This is a genomic window from Enterobacter chengduensis (genome assembly GCF_001984825.2).
Taxonomy (GTDB): Bacteria; Pseudomonadota; Gammaproteobacteria; order Enterobacterales; family Enterobacteriaceae; genus Enterobacter; species Enterobacter chengduensis.
Genome location: NZ_CP043318.1, coordinates 2,855,177 through 2,875,095, shown reverse-complemented (window position 1 = coordinate 2,875,095; position 19,919 = coordinate 2,855,177). Strand labels below are relative to the sequence as shown.

Annotated in this window: 15 protein-coding genes and 2 tRNA genes; 10 read left to right on the top strand and 7 right to left on the bottom strand. The window is 54.6% G+C overall.

Annotated features, from left to right (window positions below):
* The first annotated feature begins 285 nt into the window (after positions 1-285).
* The 5 genes from FY206_RS13990 (at position 286) to narI (ending at position 8,722) form a co-directional block, all read left to right on the top strand.
* Positions 286-1,683: a NarK family nitrate/nitrite MFS transporter gene (locus FY206_RS13990; protein ID WP_023335991.1), complete on the top strand. Its 1,398-nt coding sequence runs from the start codon at positions 286-288 to the stop codon at positions 1,681-1,683.
* Between the two features lie 379 nt (positions 1,684-2,062).
* Positions 2,063-5,806: a nitrate reductase subunit alpha gene (locus tag FY206_RS13985; protein WP_032641048.1), complete on the top strand. Its 3,744-nt coding sequence runs from the start codon at positions 2,063-2,065 to the stop codon at positions 5,804-5,806.
* A complete protein-coding gene (gene narH / locus FY206_RS13980; protein ID WP_032641047.1) occupies positions 5,803-7,338 on the top strand; it encodes a nitrate reductase subunit beta in 1,536 nt (511 codons plus the stop codon). The genes FY206_RS13985 and narH overlap by 4 nt, the downstream gene beginning before the upstream one ends.
* On the top strand, positions 7,335-8,045 hold the full coding sequence (gene narJ / locus FY206_RS13975) for a nitrate reductase molybdenum cofactor assembly chaperone (protein ID WP_032641046.1): 711 nt from the start codon (positions 7,335-7,337) through the stop codon (positions 8,043-8,045). Before narH ends, narJ begins: the two co-directional genes overlap by 4 nt.
* Positions 8,045-8,722: a respiratory nitrate reductase subunit gamma gene (narI, locus tag FY206_RS13970; protein WP_032641045.1), complete on the top strand. Its 678-nt coding sequence runs from the start codon at positions 8,045-8,047 to the stop codon at positions 8,720-8,722. Before narJ ends, narI begins: the two co-directional genes overlap by 1 nt.
* On the opposite strand, the gene FY206_RS13965 is transcribed toward narI, so the two are convergent.
* Positions 8,719-9,615, bottom strand: coding sequence for a DMT family transporter (locus FY206_RS13965; protein ID WP_032641044.1), 897 nt, complete (start codon positions 9,613-9,615; stop codon positions 8,719-8,721). The two genes, narI and FY206_RS13965, sit on opposite strands and share 4 nt — an antisense overlap.
* Positions 9,616-9,723: 108 nt before the next feature.
* On the opposite strand from FY206_RS13965, the gene FY206_RS13960 reads away from it, so the two are divergent.
* The gene (locus FY206_RS13960) at positions 9,724-10,167 is read left to right on the top strand and encodes an Lrp/AsnC family transcriptional regulator (protein ID WP_032641043.1); all 444 of its coding nucleotides are present in this window, start codon (positions 9,724-9,726) and stop codon (positions 10,165-10,167) included.
* A gap of 83 nt (positions 10,168-10,250) precedes the next feature.
* Here FY206_RS13960 and FY206_RS13955 read toward each other — a convergent pair.
* From FY206_RS13955 to FY206_RS13940, 4 genes are all read right to left on the bottom strand, one after another.
* A tRNA-Tyr gene (locus tag FY206_RS13955) sits at positions 10,251-10,335 on the bottom strand.
* 35 nt (positions 10,336-10,370) lie between these two features.
* Positions 10,371-10,455, bottom strand: a tRNA-Tyr gene (locus FY206_RS13950).
* A gap of 157 nt (positions 10,456-10,612) precedes the next feature.
* The gene (gene purU, locus FY206_RS13945; RefSeq protein WP_023335983.1) at positions 10,613-11,455 is read right to left on the bottom strand and encodes a formyltetrahydrofolate deformylase; all 843 of its coding nucleotides are present in this window, start codon (positions 11,453-11,455) and stop codon (positions 10,613-10,615) included.
* A gap of 46 nt (positions 11,456-11,501) precedes the next feature.
* Positions 11,502-11,960, bottom strand: coding sequence for a YchJ family protein (locus tag FY206_RS13940; protein WP_032641041.1), 459 nt, complete (start codon positions 11,958-11,960; stop codon positions 11,502-11,504).
* Between the two features lie 114 nt (positions 11,961-12,074).
* Here FY206_RS13940 and rssA point away from each other — a divergent pair, with 114 nt between their 5' ends.
* From rssA to galU, 3 genes are all read left to right on the top strand, one after another.
* On the top strand, positions 12,075-12,977 hold the full coding sequence (gene rssA, locus FY206_RS13935) for a patatin-like phospholipase RssA (RefSeq protein ID WP_032641040.1): 903 nt from the start codon (positions 12,075-12,077) through the stop codon (positions 12,975-12,977).
* Between the two features lie 91 nt (positions 12,978-13,068).
* A complete protein-coding gene (gene rssB, locus FY206_RS13930) occupies positions 13,069-14,082 on the top strand; it encodes a two-component system response regulator RssB (RefSeq protein ID WP_032641038.1) in 1,014 nt (337 codons plus the stop codon).
* Positions 14,083-14,282: 200 nt separating this feature from the next.
* Positions 14,283-15,191: a UTP--glucose-1-phosphate uridylyltransferase GalU gene (gene galU / locus FY206_RS13925; protein ID WP_008502780.1), complete on the top strand. Its 909-nt coding sequence runs from the start codon at positions 14,283-14,285 to the stop codon at positions 15,189-15,191.
* A 201-nt stretch (positions 15,192-15,392) separates the two neighbouring features.
* Here galU and hns read toward each other — a convergent pair whose 3' ends face one another.
* Positions 15,393-15,806, bottom strand: a complete 414-nt coding sequence (gene hns / locus FY206_RS13920; protein ID WP_008502781.1) for a histone-like nucleoid-structuring protein H-NS — start codon at positions 15,804-15,806, stop codon at positions 15,393-15,395.
* Between the two features lie 549 nt (positions 15,807-16,355).
* Here hns and tdk point away from each other — a divergent pair.
* Positions 16,356-16,970 carry a thymidine kinase gene (gene tdk / locus FY206_RS13915; RefSeq protein ID WP_032641036.1) on the top strand — a complete coding sequence of 205 codons (615 nt, stop codon included), beginning with the start codon at positions 16,356-16,358 and terminating at the stop codon, positions 16,968-16,970.
* Between the two features lie 65 nt (positions 16,971-17,035).
* Here tdk and adhE read toward each other — a convergent pair whose 3' ends face one another.
* A complete protein-coding gene (gene adhE, locus FY206_RS13910; RefSeq protein ID WP_032641034.1) occupies positions 17,036-19,714 on the bottom strand; it encodes a bifunctional acetaldehyde-CoA/alcohol dehydrogenase in 2,679 nt (892 codons plus the stop codon).
* Between the last annotated feature and the right edge of the window lie 205 nt (positions 19,715-19,919).

The window sequence follows — 19,919 nt, the reverse complement described above, 5'->3', positions numbered from 1 at the left end:
CCTGCTTGCAGGAATGGCGCTATTCTGGTGCATACCCTGGAGTATACCCATACCTATAAATGATTACCCCTAAATTGCCAGCGGAGTATGCGTTGGAGGGTAGGGGGATCGGGGACGCGTCAGCGCCGTGAAAAACCACGTCTTTTTTACCGAAATCGCCTACTCACTAAGGATAAGGCCTTATTTTGCGCCGCAAATCCTCGCACTTTTCCTTTGATTTATATCAACTTACCGCCGCCCTAAAACCCTAATGTTTGCAGCATCATTCGAGAATCAGAGGTGTCTATGAGTCACTCATCCGCTCCCGAAAGGGAAAATGGTGCCGTTATTACAGACTGGCGTCCAGAGGATCCGGCGTTCTGGCAACAGCGCGGCCATCGTGTAGCAAGCCGGAATCTGTGGATTTCCGTGCCGTGTTTGTTATTAGCGTTTTGCGTATGGATGTTGTTTAGCGCGGTGGCGGTAAATCTGCCAAAAGTCGGGTTTACGTTCACAACCGATCAGCTGTTCATGCTGACCGCGCTGCCGTCGCTGTCAGGCGCGCTGCTGCGTGTGCCTTACGCGTTTATGGTGCCGGTCTTTGGCGGCCGTCGCTGGACGGCGTTCAGTACGGGTATCATGATCGTTCCCTGCGTGTGGCTCGGCTTTGCGGTGCAGGATACGTCCACGCCGTTTAGCGTGTTCGTGATTATCTCCCTGCTGTGCGGTTTCGCGGGTGCGAACTTCGCCTCCAGCATGGCAAACATCAGCTTCTTCTTCCCGAAAGCGAAGCAGGGCGGCGCGCTGGGCATCAACGGCGGTCTGGGCAACATGGGCGTGAGCGTGATGCAGCTGATTGCGCCGCTGGCGATCTCGGTTTCTATTTTTGCCGCCTTTGGCGGCGGTGGCGTTGAGCAGGCGGATGGTTCTTCCCTGTACCTGCAGAACGCCGCCTGGATCTGGGTACCCTTCCTGGTGGTCTTCACCCTCGCAGCCTGGTTCTTTATGAACGATCTGTCCGCGTCGAAGGCCTCGCTGAGTGAACAGCTGCCGGTGCTTAAGCGTGGACATCTCTGGGTCATGGCGCTGCTGTATCTGGCCACCTTCGGTTCGTTTATCGGTTTCTCTGCGGGCTTCGCCATGCTGTCAAAAACCCAGTTCCCGGAGATTCAGATCCTGCAATTCGCCTTCTTCGGGCCGTTTATTGGCGCCCTTGCCCGCTCGCTGGGCGGCATGGTTTCTGACCGTCTGGGCGGTACCCGCGTGACGCTGGTGAACTTCGTCGTGATGGCGGTCTTCTGCGCGCTGCTGTTCCTCACGCTGCCGGCCGACGGGCAGGGCGGTAACTTTATCGCCTTCTTCGGCGTGTTTATGGTGCTGTTCCTGACGGCCGGTTTGGGCAGCGCGTCTACCTTCCAGATGATCTCCGTGATCTTCCGCAAGCTGACCATGGATCGCGTGAAGGCGCAGGGCGGAAGCGAAGAGCAGGCGATGCGCGAAGCGGCGACCGATACCGCTGCGGCGCTGGGCTTTATCTCTGCCATCGGCGCAATCGGCGGCTTCTTTATCCCGAAAGCGTTCGGTATTTCGCTGGACCTGACCGGCTCTCCGGCTGGCGCAATGAAAGTTTTCCTCGTCTTCTATATCGCCTGCGTTGTGATTACGTGGCTGGTATATGGCCGTAATACCAAGAAAAATAAGTAAGTGTGATTATCCGTTTGCGCGGCCCTCGGGCCGCGTTTTTTTTGGCCTGTAAGTAGTTACAACATACTGAAAGGTTTGCACAGAAGCGCACCGGTAACACTGCGATCGCCGTCGCCTTGCAGGGACGTCTACCCCTTAATACCTGAGATGTTAAATTTTGCCGTGATTATTGTACGATGAAATTAAAATACTATTAAAAATCATATTGTTATGAATTTTTAAAATCTACCGCTTTGGTGGTATTTGACCTAACCCCACCCCTGAAAGTCCCTCCTCGGCTTGATCGTTATCAATTCTCCCCCTCTTTCAGAGCGTTACCTTCGCTGCAAATCAGCAATGTCGATTTAGAGAGCCACAGGCTCCACACAGGAGATACCCGATGAGCAAATTTTTGGACCGGTTTCGCTACTTCAAACAGAAGGGTGAAACTTTTGCCGATGGGCACGGCCAGGTTCTGGATACTAACCGGGACTGGGAAGACGGTTACCGTCAACGCTGGCAGCATGACAAAGTTGTCCGTTCTACCCACGGCGTAAACTGCACTGGCTCATGTAGCTGGAAGATTTTCGTTAAAAACGGTCTGGTAACCTGGGAAATGCAGCAGACCGACTATCCGCGCACCCGCCCGGATATGCCAAACCACGAACCGCGCGGCTGTCCGCGTGGCGCCAGCTACTCCTGGTATCTCTACAGCGCTAACCGTCTGAAATACCCCCTGATGCGCAAGCGCCTGATGAAAATGTGGCGTGAAGCGAAGGTTCAGCACAGCGATCCGGTTGATGCCTGGGCGTCCATCATCGAAGACGCGGATAAAGCAAAAAGCTTTAAGCAGGCTCGCGGCCGCGGCGGTTTTGTTCGCTCCTCCTGGAAAGAGGTGAACGAGCTGATTGCCGCCTCTAACGTCTACACCGTCAAAACCTACGGCCCTGACCGCGTGGCGGGCTTCTCGCCGATCCCGGCGATGTCGATGGTCTCTTACGCGTCCGGCGCGCGCTACCTGTCGCTGATTGGCGGCACCTGCCTGAGCTTCTACGACTGGTACTGCGACCTGCCGCCTGCGTCGCCGCAGACCTGGGGCGAGCAGACCGACGTGCCGGAATCCGCGGACTGGTACAACTCCAGCTATATCATCGCCTGGGGCTCTAACGTGCCGCAGACCCGTACCCCGGACGCGCACTTCTTTACCGAAGTTCGCTACAAAGGCACCAAAACCGTGGCGGTGACCCCGGACTACGCGGAAATCGCCAAGCTGTGCGATCTGTGGCTGGCGCCGAAACAGGGTACCGATGCCGCAATGGCGATGGCGATGGGCCACGTCATGCTGCGCGAATTCCACCTCGACAAGCCAAGCCAGTACTTCACCGACTACGTGCGCCGCTACACCGACATGCCGATGCTGGTGATGCTGGAAGAGCGTGACGGCTACTATGCCGCGGGCCGCACGCTGCGCGCTGCCGATCTGGTGGACGCGCTGGGCCAGGAAAATAACCCGGAGTGGAAAACCGTTGCGTATAACAGCAACGGGGAGCTGGTGGCGCCGAACGGCTCTATCGGCTTCCGCTGGGGCGAGAAGGGTAAATGGAACCTTGAGCAGCGTAACGCCACCACCGGCGAAGAGACGGAACTGCGTCTCAGCATGCTGGGCAGCCAGGACGAGATTGCCGAGGTCGGCTTCCCGTACTTCGGCGGCGACGGCACCGAGCACTTCAACAAGGTCGAGCTGCAGAACGTGCTGATGCACAAGCTGCCGGTTAAACGCCTGACGTTAGCCGACGGCTCTACCGCGCTGGTCACCACCGTTTATGACCTGACCATGGCGAACTATGGCCTGGAACGCGGCCTGGGCGATGAAAACTGCGCAACCGGCTATGACGACGTAAAGGCCTACACCCCGGCCTGGGCGGAACAGATCACCGGCGTGCCCCGCGCACAGATTACCCGTATCGCGCGTGAATTCGCTGAAAACGCCGATAAGACGCACGGTCGCTCAATGATCATCGTCGGCGCGGGCCTGAACCACTGGTATCACCTCGATATGAACTATCGTGGGCTGATCAACATGCTGATCTTCTGCGGCTGCGTCGGCCAGAGCGGCGGCGGCTGGGCGCACTACGTGGGCCAGGAAAAGCTGCGTCCGCAGACCGGCTGGCAGCCGCTGGCGTTTGCCCTCGACTGGCAGCGTCCGGCGCGCCACATGAACAGTACCTCCTACTTCTATAACCACTCCAGCCAGTGGCGCTACGAGACGGTTACCGCGCAGGAATTGCTGTCGCCAATGGCGGATAAATCCCGCTACAGCGGCCACCTGATTGACTTTAACGTGCGCGCCGAGCGCATGGGCTGGCTGCCGTCCGCGCCGCAGCTGGGCACCAACCCGCTGCGCATCGCGGAAGCGGCGAAAAAAGCGGGCATGTCGCCGGTGGATTACACCGTTAAGTCCCTGAAGGACGGCTCAATCCGTTTTGCGGCTGAACAGCCAGAGAACGGTAAAAACCATCCGCGTAACCTGTTCATCTGGCGCTCCAACCTGCTGGGCTCGTCCGGTAAAGGCCACGAGTACATGCTGAAATACCTGCTCGGTACCGAAAACGGTATTCAGGGGAAAGATCTCGGCAAGCAGGGCGGCGTGAAGCCGGAAGAGGTGGAGTGGAAAGACAACGGTCTGGACGGCAAGCTGGATCTGGTCGTGACCCTCGACTTCCGTCTGTCCAGCACCTGCCTGTATTCCGACATCGTGCTGCCGACCGCGACCTGGTACGAAAAAGACGACATGAATACCTCGGATATGCATCCGTTTATTCATCCGCTGTCCGCAGCCGTTGACCCGGCGTGGGAATCGAAAAGCGACTGGGATATCTACAAAGACATCGCGAAGACATTCTCCGAACTGTGCGTCGGGCATCTGGGCAAAGAGACCGACGTGGTGACGTTGCCCATCCAGCACGACTCCGCCGCCGAACTGGCGCAGCCGCTGGACGTGAAGGACTGGAAAAAAGGCGAATGCGACCTGATCCCGGGCGTCACCGCGCCGCACATCATTCCGGTTGAGCGCGACTACCCGGCAACCTACGAGCGCTTTACCTCTATTGGCCCGCTGATGGAGAAAATCGGTAACGGCGGGAAAGGGATTGCCTGGAACACCCAGAGCGAAATGGATCTGCTGCGCAAGCTCAACTACACCAAAGCGGACGGCCCGGCGAAAGGCCAGCCCATGCTGAACACGGCGATTGATGCGGCCGAGATGATCCTGACCCTGGCGCCGGAAACCAACGGTCAGGTGGCGGTGAAGGCCTGGGCAGCGCTGAGCGAGTTTACCGGTCGCGACCATACGCACCTGGCGCTGAATAAAGAAGACGAAAAAATTCGCTTCCGCGATATTCAGGCCCAGCCGCGCAAGATCATCTCCAGCCCGACCTGGTCAGGCCTTGAAGATGAGCACGTCTCCTATAACGCGGGTTACACCAACGTTCACGAGCTGATCCCATGGCGCACCCTGTCAGGCCGCCAGTCGCTGTATCAGGATCATCAGTGGATGCGCGACTTCGGCGAAAGCCTGCTGGTGTACCGTCCGCCGATTGACACCCGCTCGGTGAAAGAGGTGATGGGCGACAAATCCAACGGCAATCCGGAGAAAGCGCTGAACTTCCTGACGCCGCACCAGAAGTGGGGGATCCACTCCACCTATAGCGACAACCTGCTGATGCTGACGCTGGGTCGCGGCGGTCCGATTGTGTGGATGAGCGAAGCGGACGCTAAAGATCTGGGTATCGAAGATAACGACTGGATCGAGGTGTTTAACAGCAACGGTGCCCTGACGGCGCGCGCGGTGGTAAGCCAGCGCGTACCGGCCGGGATGACCATGATGTACCACGCGCAGGAACGTATCGTGAACCTGCCGGGTTCAGAGATAACGGAGCAGCGCGGCGGTATTCATAACTCCGTAACCCGTATTACGCCGAAGCCAACCCACATGATTGGCGGCTATGCGCAGCTGGCCTACGGCTTTAACTACTACGGCACCGTAGGATCGAACCGCGATGAGTTCGTGGTGGTACGTAAGATGAAGAATATTAACTGGTTAGACGGCGAAGGTAATGACCAGGTACAGGAGAGCGTAAAATGAAAATTCGTTCACAAGTCGGCATGGTGCTGAATCTGGATAAATGCATCGGCTGTCATACCTGCTCGGTCACCTGTAAAAACGTCTGGACCAGCCGTGAAGGTATGGAGTACGCCTGGTTCAACAACGTTGAGACTAAGCCGGGCACCGGCTTCCCGACCGACTGGGAAAACCAGGAGAAGCACAAGGGCGGCTGGATCCGCAAGATCAACGGTAAAATTCAGCCGCGCATGGGTAACCGTGCGATGCTGCTGGGTAAAATCTTCGCTAACCCGCACCTGCCGGGCATCGACGATTATTACGAGCCGTTTGACTTCGACTATCAAAACCTCACTACCGCGCCGGAAGGCAAGCATCAGCCGATTGCGCGCCCGCGCTCGCTGATTACCGGCCAGCGTATGGCGAAAATCGAAAAAGGTCCGAACTGGGAAGACGATCTGGGCGGCGAGTTCGAGAAGCTGTCGAAAGACCAGAACTTCGAGAACATGCAGAAGGCGATGTACGGCCAGTTCGAAAACACCTTCATGATGTATCTGCCGCGCCTGTGCGAGCACTGCCTCAACCCGGCGTGCGTGGCGACCTGCCCGAGCGGCGCCATCTACAAGCGCGAAGAGGACGGCATCGTCCTGATTGACCAGGACAAGTGCCGCGGCTGGCGTATGTGCATCACCGGCTGCCCGTACAAAAAAATCTATTTCAACTGGAAGAGCGGCAAGTCGGAGAAGTGCATCTTCTGCTACCCGCGTATCGAAGCGGGCATGCCGACCGTCTGCTCCGAGAGCTGCGTAGGCCGTATTCGCTACCTCGGCGTGCTGCTGTACGACGCGGACGCGATTGAAACTGCCGCGAGCACCGAAAACGAGAAAGATCTGTACCAGCGTCAGCTGGACGTGTTCCTCGATCCGAACGATCCGAAGGTGATTGAGCAGGCGCTGAAGGACGGCATTCCGCAGAGCGTGATCGACGCGGCGCAGCAGTCGCCGGTCTACAAAATGGCGATGGACTGGAAGCTGGCCCTGCCGCTGCACCCGGAATACCGCACGCTGCCGATGGTCTGGTACGTGCCGCCGCTGTCGCCGATCCAGTCTGCTGCCGATGCGGGCGAGCTGGGCAGCAACGGCATTCTGCCGGACGTGGAGAGCCTGCGTATCCCGGTGCAGTACCTGGCTAACCTGCTGACCGCAGGGGATACCCAGCCTGTACTGCTCGCGCTGAAGCGTATGCTGGCGATGCGCCACTTCAAGCGTGCGGAAACCGTAGACGGCGTGACCGATACCCGCGCGCTGGAGGAGGTCGGTCTGAGCGAAGCGCAGGCGCAGGAGATGTACCGCTACCTGGCGATTGCCAACTACGAAGACCGCTTCGTGGTGCCGAGCAGCCACCGCGAGCTGGCCCGTGAGGCCTTCCCGGAAAAAAGCGGCTGTGGCTTTAGTTTTGGCGACGGTTGCCACGGGTCGGACAGCAAATTCAACCTGTTCAACAGCCGCCGCATCGACGCCATGGATGTGACCAGCAAAACGGAGCCGCACCAATGATTGAACTCGTCATTGTTTCGCGTTTGCTCGAGTATCCGGATGCTGCGCTTGCGCAGCATCAGCAGGAGCTTTTTGATGCACTCGCGTCATCTGAAAACCTGGATAAAGAGGATGCCCAGCGGCTTGGCGTTTTCCTCCGCGGCCTGTTAGCGCGCGATCTTCTTGACGCGCAGGCGGACTACAGCCAGCTGTTTGACCGCGGACGCGCAACCTCGTTACTGCTGTTCGAACACGTACACGGTGAATCCCGCGACCGCGGTCAGGCGATGGTGGATCTGATGGCCCAGTACGAGCAGCACGGCCTGATGCTCGACAGCCGCGAGCTCCCGGACCATCTGCCGCTGTACCTGGAGTATCTGGCGCAGCTGCCGAAAGACGAGGCGCTGGGCGGCCTGCAGGATATCGCCCCGATCCTGGCGCTGCTCGGCGCGCGTCTTCAGCAGCGCGAGAGCCGCTATGCGGTCTTGTTCGATCTGCTGGTGAAGCTGGCGAACGCCGCTGTCGACAGTGAAAAAGTGGCGGAAAAAATCGCCGATGAAGCCCGCGACGACACCCCGCAGGCGCTGGATGCGGTCTGGGAAGAAGAGCAGGTGAAATTCTTTGCTGACCAGGGCTGCGGCGAGTCTGAAATCTCCGCTCACCAGCGTCGTTTTGCCGGAGCGGTCGCTCCGCAATATTTGAATATCTCTAACGGAGGACGGCAATAATGCACTTCCTGAATATGTTCTTCTTTGACATTTACCCGTATATCGCGGGCACCGTGTTCCTGGTGGGAAGCTGGCTGCGCTATGACTACGGCCAGTACACCTGGCGCGCCGCCTCAAGCCAGATGCTGGATCGTAAGGGGATGCACGTCGCGTCTAACCTGTTCCACATCGGTATTCTGGGGATTTTTGCCGGTCATTTTCTCGGGATGCTGACGCCGCACTGGATGTATGAAGCGTGGCTTCCCATCGAGGTGAAGCAGAAGATGGCGATGATCGCCGGCGGCGCCTGCGGCGTGATGACCCTGGTAGGTGGCCTGCTGCTGCTGAAACGTCGTCTGTTCAGCCCGCGCGTGCGTGCGACCACAACCGCGGCGGACATCCTGATCCTCTCCCTGCTGGTGGTGCAGTGTGCCCTGGGCCTGCTGACCATTCCGTTCTCGGCGCAGCATATGGACGGCAGTGAAATGATGAAGCTGGTCGGCTGGGCGCAGTCCGTGGTGACCTTCCGCGGCGGCGCGTCCGAGCACCTGGACGGCGTGGCGTTTATCTTCCGCGTTCACCTGGTGCTGGGGATGACGCTGTTTGTGCTGTTCCCGTTCTCCCGTCTGGTGCACATCTGGAGCGCGCCGGTGGAGTACCTGACGCGCAAATACCAGATTGTGCGCGCCCGTCGCTAATTCACCGTTTTAATACCAACCCCGCGCTCGCGGGGTTTTTTTTCGCCCCAGCCCAGGTTGTTGCCCGCCGCGGCAAACAGGATCACCGCGCCGCCCGCCAGCTGCGTCAGGCTGAGCGCGTGTCCGAACACCAGCTTATCGACAACGATCGCCACTACCGGATAGATAAACGACAGGGAGCCGGTTATGGGCGTAGGGAGCTTCTGAATCGCGCTGTAGAGCAGCTGGTACATAATGCCGGTATGGACGATGCCGAGCGTCAGCAGGGTCGGCCAGGGAAAATCACCGGAAAATGACGGCAGGCTCGCAAACGGTATGAGCATCACGACGCCCGTCAGCACCTGGATAAAAGCGATATGCTGCGGTGCAATGGACCTGAGCTTGCGGGCGATAATCGCCGTGACCGCGTAGAAGAACGCTGCGGCCATGGCCAGACCGATTCCGGCGAGCCATTCACTGCCGTGCGCGCCGGTCAGCTCGCTGGAGAGCAATATCACCACGCCGCCAAAGGCGAGGACCAGCCAGCCCCATTTTATGAGGCTGACGCGTTCGCCTAAAAACATCCCCATCAGGACCAGCATAAACGGCTGGGTGTTATAGACCACGGTCGAAAGACCAATTGAGATCCGCTCATAGGCGGCGAAGAGCAGCAGCCAGTTCACCACGAGCGCCACGCCGCCGAGAATGGCCAGCAGCAGCGTGGTGCGGGTGAGGGGGCTAAAGGGCTTTTGACCGACCCGAATAAAAATAAAAAGCGCCATCGCCCCGATTAGACAGCGCCAGAACACCACCTCCGTCACCGGCAGACCGCTGAGTAAAACAAACGCACCGATAGAGCCGGAAATTAACATCGCGAGGCTCATCTGCCACACGCCTTTATGGAAATCACGCATCGTTCACCTCCTGATTTAATGACGCTATTGTCGAAAATCGCTGTCGTGTTTTACAGGGATGATATAAGGTGAAAAGGAGTGATAGCTTTTTAAAATTAGGTGAATGCGATGGAATACCTTATCGATGAAATCGACCGACGAATTTTAGCCTGCCTGGTTGAGGATGCGCGTATGTCCCTGAAGGTGCTCAGCGGGCGTATTGGCCTGACCTCCCCCAGCACGGCAGAACGCCTGAAGAGGCTGGAAGAGCGCGGTGTGATTCAGGGATATCGTGCGCGGGTGAACCTGGCGGCGTTGGGATATACGCTGCAGGCGCTGGTGCGGGTGCGGCCCTTACCGGGGCAGTTGCAGAAGGTGGATAAATACATTCAGGCGATGCCGGAGTGTATTGAGAGCGACAAAGTGACCGGGGAAGATTGCTTTGTGATTAGGCTGGTGGTGCGATCCATAGAGCAGCTGGATGCACTGCTGGACGGCCTGGCAGAGCATGCCCAGTGCAATACGTCGATTGTGAAGAGTTCGCCGGTGACGCGGCGACTGCCACAAATGTAGCCGTCTGTTGCCGGGTGGCGGCTGCGCCTTACCCGGCCTACAAAAGTGGGCTCAGTTCGGTTTTTTTATGATTTTTGAAGTAATGGTGGTGGGGGAAGGATTCGAACCTTCGAAGTCGATGACGGCAGATTTACAGTCTGCTCCCTTTGGCCGCTCGGGAACCCCACCAGGGGTAATACACATTTTGAGGTAACGCTGAGAGATGGTGGTGGGGGAAGGATTCGAACCTTCGAAGTCGATGACGGCAGATTTACAGTCTGCTCCCTTTGGCCGCTCGGGAACCCCACCACGGGGTAATGCTTTTAACTGGCCTGCTTCCTGCTGGAAGCGGGGCGCATCATATCAAATGAGACGCCCCTGTAAAGCATTCCTTTAGAGAAATGACGCTGTTTGCCTGCTTTTTATCCGTAAAGGCGCAAAGCTAATCAATTCATTTTCCAAAAGATTAAAGAATGATGGTTCTGTTACCGTAGACAAAGACCCGCTGTGCCAGCACCTGATACAGCGCACGGCTTAACACATTTTTCTCAACGTCACGCCCGGCACGCATCATATCTTCGGCAGTGTAGGTGTGATCCACGTGAATCACGTCCTGCATGATGATAGGACCTTCGTCCAGGTTGTCATTCACGTAGTGCGCGGTCGCGCCGATGATCTTCACGCCGCGTTCGTAGGCCTGGTGGTAGGGACGCGCGCCAATAAAGGCAGGCAGGAACGAGTGGTGAATGTTGATGATCTTGTTCGGGAAACGCGCCACGAAGGAGGGCGTTAACACGCGCATGTATTTCGCCAGCACGACGTAGTCAGGGTTATGTGCTTCAATGGCCTGCGCCATCAGGTCATCGTGTTCTTCACGGGTATGCCCTTCGTGGCTTACCAGCTCGAACGGAATATCAAAGCGCTCGACCAGCGTGCGCAGCGTCTCGTGGTTACCGATTACGGCCGCGATTTCTACGTCCAGACCGCCGTAGTTGGCCTTCATCAGCAGATCGCCCAGGCAGTGTGCTTCTTTGGTCACGAGGATGACGACGCGGCGGCGGCCTGCAGGGGTTAGCTCACGCACCGAACCTTCCGGCAGCGCGCTGTCGAGATCGGCAAGCAGGGTGGTGTCGTTGAAAATCCCTTCCAGCTCGGTACGCATGAAAAAACGACCGGTGCGGTGGTCAACGAACTCGTTGTTCTGCACGATATTCAGTTCATGCTTGTAGCAAATGTTGGTAATTCGTGCGATCAGCCCTTTTTGATCGGGACAGATGGTGCGCAGAACTTTACGTTGTAATGATTGCATTGCCGGGAAATCCTGTTTGTATTTGCGAAATCTGGGTTGTCGGACGTTACTGCCCGCAACACTTTTTAAATTTTTTACCTGAACCACATGGGCAGGGATCGTTACGACCAAACTGCGGGCGCGTTCCGTCAATATAATACCACTGCCCGCTTTCCTTTAAGAAACGGGAACGCTCGATAATGGCACCCGGTTTATTATTCTCGGTAAAACGGGCGACAAAGCTGACGTAACCTTCATCAGCATGACTGCCGGTTGAGGATTCATAGACGGTAAGGCCGAGCCATTGCGTGTTCGCGAACCCGGCTTCGATATCCTGTCTGAATTCCGCAGCGCGACAGGACGGGTGCCAGGTTTTAATCAGGTAGTCTGCGTCTTTGATCACAAAAGCAGCATACCGTGAACGCATGAGGTGTGACGGCTCTGGTGCAACCCGATCGCCAGAAAGATATCGCTGGCAACATAGGCTATACTCCAGAGCGCTACCACAAGGGCAGAGTTGAGACACGATTCTCTTCCTGGAACAAAAAATAAAGGCGTTAAACGCTTCGGGTAGCACTATGTTAACTGAGCTGTTGCGTTGACGCTATGTCAGGAATCCAGGGGAAGTAAAACAGGGCTAATGAGAAAGGTTAAAATTGGACTGGCGCTGGGCTCAGGAGCAGCCCGCGGATGGTCACACATCGGCGTGATCAATGCCTTAAACAAGATGGGCATTAACGTAGATATTGTCGCAGGATGCTCAATAGGATCGCTTGTCGGCTCCGCCTACGCGTGCGGGAAGCTTCCGGAGCTTGAGACGTGGGTGCGCTCCTTCAGTTACTGGGACGTGCTGCGTCTAATGGATCTCTCATGGCAGCGTGGTGGACTATTACGCGGCGAACGCGTCTTTAACCAGTTCCGCCAGGTTATGCCTCTCGAAAACTTCACTGATTGCCAGTTGCCCTTCGGCGCCGTCGCGACGAACCTCAGCACGGGACGCGAACTCTGGCTGACCGAAGGGGATATCCATCTTGCCGTGCGGGCCTCCTGCAGTATTCCGGGGCTCATGGCGCCTGTCCCCCACAACGGCTACTGGCTTGTCGACGGTGGTGTGGTAAATCCGGTTCCCATCTCTCTGACCCGTGCAATGGGGGCGGATATTGTCATTGCCGTCGACCTGCAGCACGATGCCCACCTGATGCAACAGGACCTTATGCCGGTCAATCTCCAGAGCGAAGATACCGAGGGCGAGAAGCTGGCCTGGCACGAGCGCCTGCGCGGCAGAATCGGGCGTATGGCCGCACGTCGCTCGGTTGCCGCGCCGACGGCGATGGAAATCATGACCACGTCAATCCAAGTGCTGGAGAATCGCCTTAAGCGCAATCGCATGGCGGGCGACCCGCCAGATATTCTTATTCAGCCTTACTGTCCGCAAATATCTACCCTTGATTTCCATCGGGCTGAGGCCGCCATCGCAGCGGGCTCGTTAGCCGTCGAAAAGAAAATGGACGAACTGTTGCCTTTTGTGCAAGCAGCACGTTGAGCACCTTTTTTTGATTACTTCAGCAAAATCTGACAGGCGATAGTGCCGATCGCATGCCACTATTTAGTTACTGTCAGCCAGGGGAGGAACCATGACGCAGCCATTGGCCGGAAAACACATTTTGATTGTTGAAGACGAGCCCGTTTTCCGATCGCTACTGGATTCGTGGTTATCCTCGCTGGGAGCAATCACTTCACTGGCTGAAGATGGCATCGACGCGCTGGAAAAAATGATCGGCATTACGCCCGATTTGATGATCTGCGATATTGCGATGCCGCGCATGAATGGACTGAAGCTGGTTGAACATCTGCGTAACGAAGGCATTCAGATGCCGATTCTGGTGATTTCTGCCACAGAGAATATGGCGGATATCGCCAAAGCGTTGCGTCTTGGCGTTCAGGATATTCTGCTTAAGCCGGTTAAGGATCTGAACCGGCTACGTGAAACGGTTTTAGCGTGCCTTTATCCCAATATGTTTAATTCCCGTGTTGAGGAAGAGGAGCGTCTTTTCCAGGACTGGGATGCCCTGGTGAGTAATCCGCCTGCCGCAGCGAAACTGTTGCAAGAACTCCAGCCGCCCGTACAGCAGACTATTTCACACTGTCGCGTAAATTATCGCCAGCTGGTGGCGGCCGATCAGCCTGGACTGGTGCTGGATATCGCACCTCTTTCGGATTCCGACCTCGCGTTTTATTCTGTGGACGTGACGCGGGCGGGGGATAACGGTGTATTAGCCGCCTTACTTCTTCGTGCGTTATTTAATGGTTTGCTGCAGGAACAGTTATCCCATCAGGGACAGCGGCTGCCGGAGTTAGGCAGTTTACTCAAACAGGTTAACCAGCTTTTTCGCCAGGCCAATTTGCCGGGACAGTTCCCGCTATTGGTTGGCTATTACCACAGCGGTTTAAAAAATCTGATCCTCGTTTCAGCGGGTCTCAATGCATCACTGAATACCGGTGAACACCATATTCAGGTGAGTAACGGTGTGCCCCTTGGAACACTGGGAACGGCTTACCTTAATCAAATTAGCCACCGCTGTTCCTCCTGGCAGTGCCAAATTTGGGGCGCCGGGGGAAGGTTACGCTTAATGTTGTCCACGGAATAAGCAATTGGATCTTAATTTTAAGATTGCTTTACCTGTGATTTACGGGGAGTGCTACTATCGCTGCCCAGTTTCATGCGTATTTGTCCTAATTGATCGGCAACGCGTTCTTTTCGGACCCGGACTGCGGGGCGAGGCTGATATACTCAACGCGTTATTTATTGCATAAAAGTTCAAAACTTGAACAGCTCAGGAGAATTTGAATGGCTGCCCTAAATTCGAAAGTCAGAAAGGCCGTCATCCCGGTAGCGGGATTGGGGACCAGGATGTTACCAGCAACTAAGGCGATTCCTAAAGAGATGCTGCCTCTGGTTGATAAACCGTTAATCCAGTATGTCGTTAATGAATGTATCGCAGCTGGCATTACGGAAATTGTGCTGGTTACGCATTCATCAAAAAACTCTATCGAAAACCATTTCGATACAAGCTTTGAACTTGAAGCCATGCTGGAAAAACGCGTTAAGCGTCAGCTGTTAGAAGAAGTTCAGTCTATTTGCCCTCCACACGTAACCATTATGCAGGTTCGTCAGGGACTGGCTAAAGGTCTGGGCCACGCAGTTATGTGTGCACATCCTGTTGTGGGTGATGAGCCCGTCGCGGTCATTCTGCCTGACGTTATTCTGGACGAATACGAATCCGATCTTTCTCAGGATAACCTGGCTGAGATGATCAAACGTTTCGACGAAACCGGTAGCAGCCAGATTATGGTTGAGCCTGTTGAGGACGTAACGGCATACGGCGTGGTTGACTGCAAAGGCGTTAACCTTGAGCCGGGCGAAAGCGTACCTATGGTTGGCGTGGTAGAGAAGCCTAAAGCCGACGTAGCCCCTTCTAACCTGGCCGTTGTAGGTCGCTACGTCCTGAGCGCTGAAATCTGGCCTCTGCTGGCGAAAACGCCTCCAGGAGCGGGTGATGAGATCCAGCTGACCGATGCTATCGATATGTTGATCGAGAAAGAGACCGTTGAGGCTTACCATATGAAAGGTAAGAGCCATGACTGCGGTAATAAGCTGGGTTATATGCAGGCGTTTGTCGAATATGGTATTCGCCACAATACCCTTGGTGAAGAATTTAAAACCTGGCTCAAAGAGAGCGTAGGTATTAAGAAATAAGCCACGGCTGCAAATGTTCTAAACCGGTGAGGCGATGCCCACCGGTTTTTTTATGCCCATCACACGCCGGTAGCCCTCTGGATTGTAAGCGTTTTGAAAACACCGAATAACGCCTCATGACAGAATGTAAGGGGATGCTTGCGATAAATTTTGGTTAAAAAAAATCCCGCATTACGCGGGATTTTTCTGAATGTGGCGTGATTAGTCCTTGATCAGGAAATCATCCAGCTGTTTACCTTGCTCATCCATGGCTTTCTTGATAACAGCAGGAGTGCGACCCTGGCCAGTCCAGGTTTTAGTTTCGCCGTTCTCGTCAACGTAGCTATATTTAGCAGGACGAGCAGCACGCTTGGCTTTGGTACCGGTTTTAGCTGCAGCCATGCTGTTCAGCAATTCATTTGGATCGATACCATCAGCAATCAGCATTTCACGGTACTGCTGCAGTTTACGAGTACGCTCTTCGATTTCAGCAGCAGCAGCGCTTTCTTCTTCGCGACGTTCATTAACTACAACTTCTAATTTTTCCAGCATTTCTTCAAGCGTTTCGAGGGTGCATTCTCTTGCCTGCGCACGAAGAGTACGGATGTTGTTCAGAATTTTAAGTGCTTCGCTCATTGTAGTAATCTCAAACTTATAATGGGGGGTGGTTTGTTGACCTAATAATAGAGCCATAAATTCAGATGTGCAATAGCCAGGAATGTAAGGAATTCAAAAAATACTAAATAATGGCACTATTATTAATTACGCTAACTTAAATTTCATCCTCCGACAGTCTCGCTTGTTATCACGTAAACCTGCTTAACCCGGTCGATTGCATCTTTTTTTTGTGACATTTACCGCAGGAATTATAGTTGCGACGGATAAATATCAGCCTTTTGTATTAGTTCCCGCCCGCGATGTAAACGCTGAAATAGTTAATAAATGGTGAATTTTAATGAATGGTGATTCCACTATAAAAAGAAGTGTTATGTCTGGCTGAACATATAACATATTGGCCTGGCTGAATGCGTTTACTTCATGTTTTAACGGACTATTTTCGTTAGCAGACGGTTCCGAACTCCGCGCTGAACCGCACCCTCTGTGCGCCATATCGCTGATGACCGGACAAAATATGGTACAATGACTCATCGGGAATATTACACATTGATTAGGGTTTTACGGCCAATGGCACAACTTTATTTCTACTATTCGGCGATGAATGCCGGTAAATCCACCGCACTGCTGCAATCCTCGTACAATTACCAGGAACGAGGGATGCGCACCGTTGTTTATACGGCTGAAATTGACGATCGCTTTGGCGCAGGGAAGGTGAGCTCCAGAATAGGGCTCTCGTCGCCTGCCAGGCTGTTTAACCCGAAAACCGATCTGTTTGAAGACATTCGCACAGAACATGCTGCAAAGCCTATTCACTGTGTTCTGGTCGATGAGAGCCAGTTTCTGACGCGCGAACAGGTTCATGCCCTTTCTGAGGTGGTTGATGAGCTTGATATTCCCGTACTTTGTTACGGGCTGCGCACGGATTTCCGCGGTGAGCTTTTTGCCGGGAGCCAGTATTTGCTCGCCTGGTCTGATAAACTTGTCGAACTCAAAACAATCTGCTTCTGCGGTCGTAAAGCCAGTATGGTGCTTCGTCTCGATCAGGCCGGAAAACCCTATGCAGATGGTGAGCAGGTGGTCATAGGCGGCAATGAACGCTACGTATCGGTCTGTCGTAAGCATTATAAGGAAGCGTTGTCTGTAGGCTCTCTGACGGCCATTCAGCACGATAACAGGCAATAACGTCAGCTCAGTTATTCAGACATAAAAAAACCCGCCATAAAGGCGGGTTTTTCTTTGGCTGTCAATTAAGCGCTTTTCTTCGCTTTCTTGTCAGCTTTGATGACAGGGGCTTCTGTTTTCACAGCGGCAACGTCACCTTCTTTGAACTCACGACCGTAGTAGGTATCCAGCAGGATCTGTTTCAGTTCGGAGATCAGTGGGTAGCGCGGGTTAGCACCGGTACACTGGTCATCGAATGCATCTTCAGACAGCTTGTCTACGTGAGCGAGGAAGTCAGCTTCCTGTACGCCCGCTTCACGGATAGATTTAGGAATACCCAGTTCAGCTTTCAGGCTTTCCAGCCATGCCAGCAGTTTCTCAATCTTCGCAGCAGTGCGGTCGCCCGGTGCGCTCAGACCAAGGTGGTCAGCGATTTCAGCATAACGACGGCGCGCTTGCGGACGGTCGTACTGGCTGAAAGCCGTCTGCTTGGTTGGGTTGTCGTTCGCGTTATAACGGATAACGTTGCTGATCAACAGGGCGTTCGCCAGACCGTGAGGAATGTGGAACTGTGAACCCAGCTTGTGCGCCATAGAGTGGCAAACACCCAGGAAGGCGTTCGCAAACGCGATACCGGCGATGGTTGCTGCACTATGAACACGTTCACGTGCTACCGGGTTTTTAGACCCTTCGTTGTAGGACGCTGGCAGGTTTTCCTTCAGCAGTTTCAGAGCCTGCAGAGCCTGACCGTCAGAGAACTCAGACGCCAGTACAGAAACGTAGGCTTCCAGGGCGTGAGTGACCGCATCCAGACCACCGAATGCACACAGTGACTTAGGCATTTCCATGACCAGGTTGGCATCAACGATAGCCATGTCTGGGGTCAGTGCATAGTCAGCCAGTGGGTATTTCTGACCGGTTGCATCATCTGTTACCACTGCGAATGGCGTCACTTCTGAACCGGTACCGGAAGTGGTGGTAACCGCGATCATTTTCGCTTTTACGCCCATTTTCGGGAACTTGTAGATACGTTTACGGATGTCCATAAAGCGCAGCGCCAGTTCTTCGAAGTGGGTTTCAGGATGCTCGTACATGACCCACATGATTTTCGCGGCGTCCATTGGGGAACCACCACCCAGTGCAATAATCACATCTGGTTTGAAGGAGTTAGCCAGCTCAGCGCCTTTGCGCACAACGCTCAGGGTAGGGTCAGCTTCAACTTCAAAGAACACTTCAGTTTCAACGCCAGCCGCTTTCAGCACAGAGGTGATCTGGTCAGCGTAGCCGTTGTTAAACAGGAAACGGTCAGTCACGATGAGCGCACGCTTGTGGCCATCAGTAATCACTTCATCCAGCGCGATTGGCAGAGAGCCACGGCGGAAGTAGATAGATTTCGGAAGTTTGTGCCACAACATGTTTTCAGCTCGCTTAGCAACGGTTTTCTTGTTGATCAGGTGTTTTGGACCAACGTTTTCAGAGATGGAGTTACCACCCCAGGAACCACAACCCAGAGTCAGGGAAGGTGCGAGTTTAAAGTTGTACAGGTCACCGATACCACCCTGAGAAGCAGGGGTGTTGATCAGGATACGGGCAGTTTTCATCATCTGACCGAAGTGGGCAACACGCTCTGGCTGGTTATCCTGGTCGGTGTACAGACATGATGTGTGACCGATACCGCCCATGGCAACCAGCTTCTCGGCTTTCTCTACCGCGTCTTCGAAATCTTTAGCACGGTACATGGCAAGCGTTGGAGACAGTTTTTCATGTGCAAACGGCTCGCTTTCGTCGACAACGTTCACTTCACCAATCAGGATCTTAGTGGTTGCCGGAACGGTAAAGCCGGCGAGTTCAGCAATTTTGTAGGCTGGCTGACCCACGATAGCGGCGTTCAGCGCGCCATTTTTCAGGATGATATCCTGAACTGCTTTCAGCTCTTTGCCCTGCAGCAGGTAGCCGCCGTGGCTGGCGAAACGTTCGCGAACGGCATCGTATACGGAGTCGACAACAACAACAGACTGTTCAGATGCACAGATTACGCCGTTATCGAAGGTCTTAGACATCAGTACAGATGCAACGGCACGTTTGATGTCAGCGGTTTCGTCGATGACAACAGGGGTGTTACCTGCGCCCACGCCGATAGCGGGTTTACCGGAGCTGTATGCCGCTTTAACCATGCCAGGACCACCGGTCGCCAGAATCAGGTTAATGTCAGGGTGATGCATCAGGGCATTGGAGAGCTCAACGGAAGGTTGGTCGATCCAGCCAATCAGATCTTTTGGTGCACCCGCAGCGATAGCCGCTTGCAGGACGATATCTGCAGCTTTGTTGGTTGCGTCTTTCGCACGCGGATGTGGAGAGAAGATAATTGCGTTACGGGTCTTCAGGCTAATCAGTGATTTGAAGATTGCAGTAGACGTTGGGTTAGTCGTTGGAACGATACCGCAGATGATACCGATAGGTTCAGCGATGGTGATAGTACCGAAGGTGTCGTCTTCGGACAGCACGCCACAGGTTTTCTCATCTTTATAGGCGTTGTAGATATACTCGGAAGCAAAGTGGTTTTTGATCACTTTATCTTCGACAATACCCATGCCGGATTCGGCAACGGCCATTTTAGCGAGAGGGATTCGAGCATCTGCAGCAGCCAGTGCGGCCGCGCGGAAGATTTTATCAACCTGTTCTTGGGTGAAATTGGCATATTCACGCTGGGCTTTTTTAACGCGCTCGACGAGGGCGTTCAGTTCAGCGATATTAGTAACAGCCATAATGCTCTCCTGATAATGTTTAAACTCTTTTAGTAAACCAGCGCTCGATACGTCACACAGTATAGACAGAGCCGATACGACTTGCGTAACACAAAGTAAAACAATGAGTTACTTTGTGCGTCGGCACACTAATTTACTAAAAGAGCCTTACCTTAGCATCATCCATTTTTTCAGGTGACCTCCCTGGGGGCGTAACCAAGATTAC

Coding starts and splice junctions, on each gene's coding strand:
- FY206_RS13990 (WP_023335991.1), top strand. CDS start 286: ATGAGTCACTCATCCGCTCCCGAAAGGGAAAATGGTGCCGTTATTACA.
- FY206_RS13985 (WP_032641048.1), top strand. CDS start 2,063: ATGAGCAAATTTTTGGACCGGTTTCGCTACTTCAAACAGAAGGGTGAA.
- narH (WP_032641047.1), top strand. CDS start 5,803: ATGAAAATTCGTTCACAAGTCGGCATGGTGCTGAATCTGGATAAATGC.
- narJ (WP_032641046.1), top strand. CDS start 7,335: ATGATTGAACTCGTCATTGTTTCGCGTTTGCTCGAGTATCCGGATGCT.
- narI (WP_032641045.1), top strand. CDS start 8,045: ATGCACTTCCTGAATATGTTCTTCTTTGACATTTACCCGTATATCGCG.
- FY206_RS13965 (WP_032641044.1), bottom strand. CDS start 9,615: ATGCGTGATTTCCATAAAGGCGTGTGGCAGATGAGCCTCGCGATGTTA.
- FY206_RS13960 (WP_032641043.1), top strand. CDS start 9,724: ATGGAATACCTTATCGATGAAATCGACCGACGAATTTTAGCCTGCCTG.
- purU (WP_023335983.1), bottom strand. CDS start 11,455: ATGCAATCATTACAACGTAAAGTTCTGCGCACCATCTGTCCCGATCAA.
- rssA (WP_032641040.1), top strand. CDS start 12,075: ATGAGAAAGGTTAAAATTGGACTGGCGCTGGGCTCAGGAGCAGCCCGC.
- rssB (WP_032641038.1), top strand. CDS start 13,069: ATGACGCAGCCATTGGCCGGAAAACACATTTTGATTGTTGAAGACGAG.
- galU (WP_008502780.1), top strand. CDS start 14,283: ATGGCTGCCCTAAATTCGAAAGTCAGAAAGGCCGTCATCCCGGTAGCG.
- hns (WP_008502781.1), bottom strand. CDS start 15,806: ATGAGCGAAGCACTTAAAATTCTGAACAACATCCGTACTCTTCGTGCG.
- tdk (WP_032641036.1), top strand. CDS start 16,356: ATGGCACAACTTTATTTCTACTATTCGGCGATGAATGCCGGTAAATCC.
- adhE (WP_032641034.1), bottom strand. CDS start 19,714: ATGGCTGTTACTAATATCGCTGAACTGAACGCCCTCGTCGAGCGCGTT.